The sequence below is a fragment of the Micromonospora sp. B006 genome (assembly GCF_003408515.1).
Classification (GTDB): Bacteria; Actinomycetota; Actinomycetes; order Mycobacteriales; family Micromonosporaceae; genus Micromonospora; species Micromonospora echinospora_A.
Genome location: NZ_CP030865.1, coordinates 1,441,768 through 1,449,939 on the forward strand (window position 1 = coordinate 1,441,768; position 8,172 = coordinate 1,449,939).

Genomic DNA, 8,172 nt, shown 5'->3' on the forward strand with positions numbered 1-8,172 from the left:
TCGATCGGTCGGGCCGGCAAGGGTCTGGTGCTGGTGCTCGTGCTCGCCTTCTGGTTGCCGGGCGGCTCGGCGGCGGACCTCGACGGTCCGGCGGCAGCGGGCGGCTCGGCGGCGGGCCTTGACGGTCCGGTGTTAGCGGGCGTCTCGGCGGCGGGGTACCAGGGCGTGCCCGGCGGGCCGGCGACCGCCGGACGATTCCGGTGGCCGCTGCCCGGTCCGCCCCGCGTGGCACGCCGGTTCGACCCGCCGCCGCAGCCGTGGATGTCCGGGCACCGGGGCGTGGACCTGGCCGCCGCGCCGGGTGCGCAGGTCCGCTCGGCCGGCGCCGGGACCGTCCTGTTCGCCGGCTCGGTCGCCGGCCGGCCGGTGCTCACCGTCGGCCACCACGACGGGCTGCGCACCACCTACGAGCCGGTCCGGTCCCGGGTCACCGCCGGCACCCGGGTGGACGCCGGCACCCCGATCGGTGACCTGCTCGCCGGGCATCCCGGCTGCGCCGATGCGGCCTGCCTGCACTGGGGGCTGCGGCGCGGTGCGGAGTACCTGGATCCGCTCGCGCTGCTCGGGCTCGGCAGCGTCCGGCTGCTGCCGCTCGATCCGGGAGCCGACGCCGGTCCCCTGAGTCGTGGCGCCACTGCCGGCCCGGGTCCGCCCGCTGCCGGCCCGGGTCCGCCCGATGCCGGTGGGGCCGACCCGCGCCGGACGCGCCGCTCAGCGTTGAGCGAGCAGCGTGGGCAGCCGCACGGCCAGCCGGTCGTACTCGTCCGGGGTGTTGTAGACCTGACCGCACAGCCGCAGGTAGCCGCGCCCGTTCCAGCCGGCCACCGACACCTCGGCGGAGAGCCGGTCGGCGATCCGGGCCCGTAGCTCCCGGGCCGCGTCCAGGGTCGTCGCGACGCCCGGCGGCAGCGGCACGAGACGCATGGCGACCGCCGGTCCGCCGGGCTTCGGCAACCGCTCGGGCGCCACACCCAGCGCGTCCCCGACGACCCGTTGCCCGTACGCGGCCAGCGCCGCGTTGTGCGCCCGTACCCGGTCCACCCCGAGGCTGCGCAGCGTGAACAGGCCCACCGGGGCGGCCAGCCAGCCGGTGTAGTCGAGCGTCGCCTGCCATTCCACCCGGGTCGGGAAGCCGCTGTCCTGCTCCCACGAGACGACGAGCGGCTGGATCTTCTCCCGCCACTGCGGCGCCACCACGAGCGCGGCGGTGCCGCGCGGCGCGTACGCCCACTTGTGCAGGTTGCCCACCCAGAAGTCGGCGCCGATCGACGCGACGGTGGCCGGCAGCATGCCGGGTGCGTGCGCGGCGTCCACCAGCACCGGCACGCCCTGCTCCCGGGCCACCGCGACGAGCGCCGCGGTCGGGAACAGCCGGGCGGTCGGCGAGGTCAGCTGGTCGACGATGAGCAGCCGGGTCCGCCCGGGCCGCAACCCGGTGCGGACGATCTCGACCACCTCCTCGTCGGTGGCGGTCAACGGCACCGGGAGGGTGCGCGAGACCGCCCCCGTGCGGGCGCACTCCCGCGCGATCGAGAGGGCCACCGCCCCGTACCCGTGGTCGGTGGTCAGGATCTCGTCGCCGGGGCGCAGCGCCAGCGACTGCAACACGACCGCCGCGCCGGCGGTGACGTTGCCGACCAGCGCGGTGCCGTCCGGGTCCGCGCCGAGGAACGCGGCCAGATGCCGCCGGGCGTGGGCGATCCGGTCGACCAGGCCCTGGGTGAAGAACCGCAGCGGGTTGGCCTCCATCTCGTCGCGCAGGCGCTGCTGGGCGCGTTGCACGGCGATCGGCACGGCGCCGAACGAGCCGTGGTTGAGGTGGCTGACGGAGGGATCGAGGGAGAAGAGCAGCCGAGCACCGGGAATCGGCTCGGGCGGCTGCGGCACCGTCATCCGTCGATCCTAGCCCGGGATGGATCATCACCCGGACGGATTGCGTCGGTCAGGCGCGGGGGTGCGCCTGCCGGTACGCCGCGCGCAGCCGCTCCACGGACACGTGCGTGTAGATCTGCGTGCTAGCCAGCGACGAGTGCCCGAGCAGCTCCTGTACCGCCCGCAGGTCCGCGCCCCCTTCGAGCAGGTGGGTGGCGGCCGAGTGACGCAGCCCGTGCGGCGTCACCCGGGGCACTCCGGCGGCCTCTGTCCAGTCGGCCACGATCCGCCGTGCGGTGGTCGGGTTGAGCCGTCCGCCCCGCGCCCCGAGCAGCAGCGCCCGGCCCGAGCCGGGCGTTGCCAGAGCCGGCCGCCCGAGGTTCAGCCATGTGTCGAGCGCCCGCTGCGCCGGCACCCCGTAGGGCACCGACCGCTCCCGGCCACCCTTGCCGAGCACGCGCACCACCCGGCGGCCCTGGTCGACGTCGGTCACGTCCAGGCCGCACGCCTCGCTGATCCGTACCCCGGTGCCGTAGAGCAGTTCGAGCAGCAGCCGGTCACGCAGCAGCACGGCCTCGGGCGTGTCCGCGCCCGGTGCTCCCTCGGGCTGCGGGGCGTCGGCGGGCCGAGGCGCATCCATCAGGGCGGCGGCCTGGTCGGCCCGCAGCACGGTGGGCAGTTCCCGCCGGGCCCGAGGGCTCGCCAGCGGCGCGGCGATGTCGTCGGCGAGCAGACCGGTGCGGTGCGCCCAGGCGCTGAACGTCCGGGCCGCGGCGGCGCGGCGGGCCATCGTCGTCCGGGCCGCGCCCATGGTCCGCTGCTTCGCCAGCCAGGTGCGCAGCACGGCGAGGTCCAGCTCCGGCAGCTCGGCGCAGCCCATCCGGACGGCGTGGTCGAGCAGCGACACGAGATCCGTGACGTACGCCCGGACGGTGTGGACGGACCGGTTGCGCACCCGCGAGAGGTGGTCGGCGAAGTCGTCCACCGCCTCGCGCATCGACGCCGGGAGTTCCTCGTGCGCGGCCCTGGTGCCACGCCGCCCCTGGCTCACCGCGGCGCCCCGACCTGGCGCACGCGGTAGTGCCGGAGGCGGACAGCGATCACCGGTCCAGCGTACGGCCGGAGCACCGCCGCGCGCTGAGCCGCCGCACCGCCCTCACCGCGCCGGCCGGGTCGTCCCCGTCGCGTCCGCGGTATGCCCTGGGCCGCCGCGCCCGTGCCTTCGGTATGACGATCGCGCCGCGCCGAGCGGGGGTGGCTAAAGCGGGCCTGGACCGAGGAAACTCATGCTGCGGCCAGGCACAGGGCGGCAACCGGACGGCAGCGTGGCTGAGCCGGCGCCCCACGGGTGGCCGATCCGGCCGCGATCGGACAGCCGCGTCCCGCGACGGTGACGCCCGGTACGAAATGGGGCCGACAGTGGGAGTGGACGCGGTCCTCTACCGACAGATATCGGCGGGCAGCAGTCGCCGCCGGCCCGCGTACGTCTCGATCGAGGTCGTCGCGGACCCGCAGGACGTGCTGCTCGGCCTGCTGGCGCGGGTCCGCGGAGGTGGCCGGACGCCGCTGCTGGATCGCGTCGACCCGCTCGGCGAGCTGAGCGTGGACACCGAGCGGATGTCGCAACTGCTCGCCGACCTGCGGTGCCTGGCCGAGGTGGCCCGGGCGCCGGCGGAGGCCGACCACATCCGCCGGCTGGCCCGGCTGGCCCGCCGCTGCGCGGAGCGCCGCGACACCGAGATCCGGTTCGAGGGCGACTGACACCGCGACGATCGCGCGTCCCGTCCCGTCGCGGCGCCGTGCCGGCTCAGGTCGCGGCCGGCTGCCGCGTGGCCCGGATCCGCCGCGTGCCCCACACGATCAGCAGGACTCCGGCCACGAACAGCGCCGGACCGGCGACGAAGCCGATGTCCCGGACCATCAGGTCGAGGTCGTGCTGCTTCTCCGCTTCGGCCTTCTGCGCCTGGTAGGAGCCGTCGCCCGCGCCGAACATGCACCGGTCCCGGGGCGTCATCACGTCCTCGCCGCACATCGTCGGGCCGTTCGGGTCGTAGTCACCGATGTCGCGGTGGGACAGGAACGCGAAGAACAGCACGAAGAGGCTGACGACGGCCAGCATCCCGCCGAGCGCCCGCCGCCCGGATCCGGGTGGGCCCGCCGCCGGGTTGCGGCGCGAGGTCTCCTGCGTGCTCATCGGCCACCTCCGCGCGCCAGCGGGATGGCCGACGCCGGCACGGTGAGCCGTGCCTCGGCGCGTGGTCCTGGCCATTGTGGACGTATTCGACGGTTCGCTGCCCCAGTCATCCTTCTCCCCGTGACGGCGCCCGGCATTCGGCCCGGCGCGATCGTTCCCGCAACGGCTTCCGCCGCGCGGGAAATGGTGATCCTAGAAGACCGAGGCCGGTCCCACGGCCCCGTCGCAGGGCGGTTCCGAGGGGGCGCGCGCCGGCCGTTCACGTCGGGCCGGCCGTTGCCGGGGCGAGCGCGTACCCGCCGTCGCGGCGCACCACCATCGCGAGTTCCTCGAGCAGGGACAGCTTGCGCATGGCGGTACGCAGGTCCACGCCGGCCCGGGCGGCGACGCTCTCCAGGTCGAGCGCCCGGCGGCGGGGCAACGCCTCCAGCACCTGGGTGGCCTCCTCGTCGAGCCGGTCCCGTGGGCGCTCCGGCGCGCGGGCCGGCGGGGCCAGGTCGTACCCGATCCGCCCCACCTCCTCCAGCACGTGCGCCAAGCCGGTGACCAGCCGGGCGTCCGGCCGCTCGCGCAGCACCTCGTGCCCGCCGACCGACATCGCGGAGGTGACCGGCCCGGGAACGACCATGCCGTGGCGCCGGAGGCCGAGCGCCCGGTTGAGCGTCTGGGTGGCGCCGCTGCGCGCCGCCGCCTCCACCAGCACCGTGCCGCGTGTCGCCGCCGCTATCACCCGGTTGCGGATGAGGAACCGTGGCCGCAGCGGCTCCGCGCCCGGCATCCACTCGCTCACCAGGAGGCCGGTCTCGGCGATCCGGTCGAACAGCGCGGCGTTGCCCATCGGGTACGGGCGGTCCACCCCGCACGCCAGCACGGCGACCGTGCGCCCGCCCGCTGTCAACGCGCCACGATGTGCGGCGGAGTCGATGCCGAACGCCCCGCCCGACACCACTGTCCACTCCCGGTCGGCCAGGCCGTAGCCCAGTTCGGTGGCGACGTGTGAGCCGTAGGGGGTGGCCGCCCGGGCGCCGACCACCGCCACCGAGTGCGCCAGCGTCTCGCCGAGCGGCCACGCGCCGCGTACCCAGAAGCAGAGCGGCGGGTCGGTCTCCACGTCGACCCGGCGGGTGGCGCCGGACAGCGCCAGCCGCCGGAGGTCACGGACCTGGGCCGGCCACTCGTCGTCGTCCGGGGTGACCAGCCGGGCGCCCAGCCGCTCGCCCCGGGCCAGCGCCTCCGCCGCGACCGCGCGGGCGTCACCGGCCGCGACCCGCGCCGCCACGGCCGAGCGCAGGGTCCGCTCCGGCGCGCCGCCGGACAGCAGCAGGTCGAGCGCGGCGACCGGGCCGATCCGCTCGACCAGGGCGTACACGGATCGGGTGCCGGGCTCGGCGAGCCAGGTGAGCGCGACCCGCGCCAGCTTGGTCTCGTCGGTGCTCACGCGGCCTCTCCCGTCCGCAGCTGGATGGCCTCCGCGACGTCGTCGTGGCCGGGCCGGTCCCGCCCGTCCAGGTCCGCGATGGTCCAGGCGATCCGCAGTACGCGGTCGTAGCCGCGCGCGGACAGCGAACCGGTGTCGAGACGGTGCCGCAGGTCCGCGGTGACCCGGGCCGGCAGGTGCCACGGCGGGCGGCGCAGGTGCGGGCCGGGGACGTCGGCGTTGACCCGGTGACCGGTGGCCGCCCAGCGATCGGCGGCAGCCTGCCGCGCGGCGGCGACCCGGGCGGCGACGGTGGCCGAGGACTCGTGCGCGGCGTCGGTCCGCAACAGTTCCGCCGCGCGTACCGCCTGCAGTCGGACCTGCACGTCCACCCGGTCGAGCAGCGGCCCCGACAACCGGCCCAGGTAGCGCCGCCGGGCCAGCGGCGTGCACTCGCAGTCGACGTCGCCGGACGGCTTCGCGCAGGGGCACGGGTTGGCAGCCAGCACCAGTTGGGTGCGGGCCGGGTACTCGGTGGCGCCACGAGTGCGTGCCACACGTACCCGGCCGCTCTCCAGCGGCTGCCGCAACGCCTCCAGGGCGCCCTTGCCGAACTCGGGCGCCTCGTCGAGGAACAGCACCCCGCGGTGGGCCAGCGACACCGCTCCGGGCCGGGCCAGCCCGGAGCCGCCACCGACGAGGGCGGGCACCGTGGCGGTGTGGTGCGGCGCCTGGAACGGGGGACGGCGCAGCAGCCCGCCGCCGGGCGGCAGCAGGCCGGCGATCGAGTGCAGCGCTGTCACTTCCAGGGCGGCCTCGTCGTCCAGTTCGGGCAGCACCGACGGCAGCCGTTCGGCGAGCATGGTCTTGCCGGCCCCGGGCGGGCCGAGCAGCGCGAGGTGGTGACCTCCGGCGGCGGCGATCTCCAGCGCGCGCCGCCCGAGCGGCTGGCCGGCCACGTCGACGAGGTCCGGCCCGGGTGGGGTCCCGGCCGGCGCCGGAGCGGGCGGGGTGAGCAGTGGCGCGCCGGTGCGGACGTGGGCGACGAGCCGGTGCAGCGTGTCGACGGCGTGCACCCGTACCCCGGGGATGACTGCCGCCTCGGCGGCGTTGCCGGCGGGCACGACGACGCGGGTGTGCCCGGCGCGGGCGGCGGCGGCGACCATGGGCAGCGTGCCGCGTACCGGGCGCACCGCGCCGTCGAGGCCGAGTTCGCCGAGCACGACAGTGGCGTCCAGCGCGACCGGCGGCAGCTCGCCCGAGCCGGCAAGCACGGCGACGGCGATGGCCAGGTCGAACGCCGAGCCGTACTTGGGCAGGGTGGCGGGAAGCAGGTTGAGGGTGATCCGACGGTTGGGCCACTTCTGGCCGGAGTTGACGATCGCGGCGCGGACCCGGTCGCGCGCCTCGTGCAGCGCGGTGTCGGGCAGACCGGAGATGACCACGGCGGGCAGGCCGGGGGCGAGGTCCGCCTCGACCTCGACGACGTGCCCGGCGACTCCGGCCAGGCCGACGCTCAGCACTTTCGCGTACCCCATGTCAGAACGCGCCACGGAGGTGCTCGACGCGGGCGGGGCCGGTGAGCGGGAGCCGGACGGACAGCACGTCGAAGCGGACCTCGTCCGCGGTGGTGCCGGTCTCGGCGAGCCACCGGGCGGCCAGGCCGCGCAGCCGCCGGGCCTTGGCCCGGACGACGGCCTCGGCGGGGGAGCCGAACTGCTCGGTACGGCGGGTCTTGACCTCGCAGATGGCGAGGACCGGGCCCTCCCAGGCGATGATGTCGATCTCGCCGTCAGGGCAGCGCCAGTTGCGGGCGACCGGGCGCAGGCCCGTCTCGATCAGGTGCCGCAGCGCGCACCGCTCGCCGTACGCGCCGACGGCTCGGTTCCGGTTCGTCATGCCGGCCAGGATGCGTGCGGCGGGTCCGGCGGAGGGGATGCGCGGGCTCGGCCTGTGGACGAGGACCGTTCTGTGGACGGGCTCACGATCATGCACCCGACGTGCTACGGCTGCGACTGCGACCCGCTGCCGCCAGGTTGTCGGCGGTCCTGTTCCTGGGCGACCGGGCCCCGGCCCGGGGCCGCGAGCCGTATCTTGCTCCCGCCGGGTGTCGCAGCCGGCGACGGCGGAGGGAGTCTCGCGGTGTTCGCAGTGGACAGACGGTGGCGGTTGGTAGCGGTTGTGACGGCGGGCCTGTTGGCCGTCGCGGCGCTTGCGTGGCTGCTCTGGCCCGAACCCGCCCCGCCGCCCCGGGAACGGCAGTACCGGGCGTTCACGGCCTGCATGCTGACCGACGACAGGGGTCTGGCAGGGCCCGAGGCGGCGGCCAGCTGGCAGGGGATGCAACGGGCGTCGTCGGCCACCTCGATCAAAATCCAGCACCTGGCGGTGGTCGGAAAGCAGACGCCGGAGAATGCCGAAGGCTTCTTCAATACGCTCGGCGTCCAGCGCTGCCGGATGGTGGTCGCGGTGGGCGCAGCGCCGGTCGCAGCCCTGGTCGCGGGGCACAAGCGTTTCCCCGACGTGCAGTACCTCGTGGTCGGCGTGTCGCCGGACCCGGCCGTTCCGGCGGTGTCCGGCGAATCGGCCGAGGATCTGGCGGCGGGCGTGGAGCGCCAGGTGGCCTCCGCCGCCGATCGATGATCTTCTAGATTGACCATTGCTTTTTCAGCAAACCTCCAGGAAGCTT

The 8,172-nt window shown here is 75.7% G+C and carries 8 protein-coding genes and 1 pseudogene; 3 read left to right on the forward strand and 6 right to left on the reverse strand.

The features are described from left to right. Nucleotides 1-129: 129 nt before the first annotated feature. Nucleotides 130-603 (forward strand): annotated as a pseudogene (locus tag MicB006_RS07025) (murein hydrolase activator EnvC); the annotation flags it as partial. Nucleotides 604-711: 108 nt separating this feature from the next. Here MicB006_RS07025 and MicB006_RS07030 read toward each other — a convergent pair. Further along, entirely contained in the window at nt 712-1,893 is a 1,182-nt protein-coding gene (locus tag MicB006_RS07030) for an aminotransferase class V-fold PLP-dependent enzyme (RefSeq protein WP_116504659.1), read from the reverse strand. Between the two features lie 49 nt (nt 1,894-1,942). Beyond that, nucleotides 1,943-2,869 (reverse strand): tyrosine recombinase XerC, encoded by a 927-nt coding sequence (locus MicB006_RS07035; protein ID WP_192900266.1) that lies wholly within the window; start codon nt 2,867-2,869, stop codon nt 1,943-1,945. A 422-nt stretch (nt 2,870-3,291) separates the two neighbouring features. Between MicB006_RS07035 and MicB006_RS07040 the strand changes: the two genes are divergently transcribed. Beyond that, nucleotides 3,292-3,633 (forward strand): hypothetical protein, encoded by a 342-nt coding sequence (locus MicB006_RS07040; protein WP_073830362.1) that lies wholly within the window; start codon nt 3,292-3,294, stop codon nt 3,631-3,633. Nucleotides 3,634-3,679: 46 nt separating this feature from the next. On the opposite strand, the gene MicB006_RS07045 is transcribed toward MicB006_RS07040, so the two are convergent. The 4 genes from MicB006_RS07045 to MicB006_RS07060 form a co-directional block, all read right to left on the reverse strand. Beyond that, entirely contained in the window at nt 3,680-4,066 is a 387-nt protein-coding gene (locus tag MicB006_RS07045) for a hypothetical protein (protein WP_116504663.1), read from the reverse strand. 259 nt (nt 4,067-4,325) lie between these two features. Then, nucleotides 4,326-5,504 carry a DNA-processing protein DprA gene (locus tag MicB006_RS07050; RefSeq protein ID WP_116504665.1) on the reverse strand — a complete coding sequence of 393 codons (1,179 nt, stop codon included), beginning with the start codon at nt 5,502-5,504 and terminating at the stop codon, nt 4,326-4,328. Then, the gene (locus MicB006_RS07055; protein ID WP_116504667.1) at nt 5,501-7,021 is read right to left on the reverse strand and encodes a YifB family Mg chelatase-like AAA ATPase; all 1,521 of its coding nucleotides are present in this window, start codon (nt 7,019-7,021) and stop codon (nt 5,501-5,503) included. The genes MicB006_RS07050 and MicB006_RS07055 overlap by 4 nt, the downstream gene beginning before the upstream one ends. A 1-nt stretch (nt 7,022) precedes the next feature. Next, nucleotides 7,023-7,382, reverse strand: a complete 360-nt coding sequence (locus MicB006_RS07060) for a YraN family protein (RefSeq protein ID WP_116504670.1) — start codon at nt 7,380-7,382, stop codon at nt 7,023-7,025. 243 nt (nt 7,383-7,625) lie between these two features. Between MicB006_RS07060 and MicB006_RS07065 the strand changes: the two genes are divergently transcribed. Continuing rightward, complete coding sequence (locus tag MicB006_RS07065) at nt 7,626-8,126, forward strand: hypothetical protein (RefSeq protein ID WP_152037827.1); 501 nt, start codon at nt 7,626-7,628, stop codon at nt 8,124-8,126. The last annotated feature ends 46 nt before the right edge of the window (nt 8,127-8,172 follow it).

Excerpts from the sequence above, each read along its gene's own strand:
- MicB006_RS07030 (WP_116504659.1), bottom strand. The coding sequence starts at position 1,893 with ATGACGGTGCCGCAGCCGCCCGAGCCGATTCCCGGTGCTCGGCTGCTC.
- MicB006_RS07035 (WP_192900266.1), bottom strand. The coding sequence starts at position 2,869 with ATGCGCGAGGCGGTGGACGACTTCGCCGACCACCTCTCGCGGGTGCGC.
- MicB006_RS07045 (WP_116504663.1), bottom strand. The coding sequence starts at position 4,066 with ATGAGCACGCAGGAGACCTCGCGCCGCAACCCGGCGGCGGGCCCACCC.
- MicB006_RS07055 (WP_116504667.1), bottom strand. The coding sequence starts at position 7,021 with ATGGGGTACGCGAAAGTGCTGAGCGTCGGCCTGGCCGGAGTCGCCGGG.
- MicB006_RS07060 (WP_116504670.1), bottom strand. The coding sequence starts at position 7,382 with ATGACGAACCGGAACCGAGCCGTCGGCGCGTACGGCGAGCGGTGCGCG.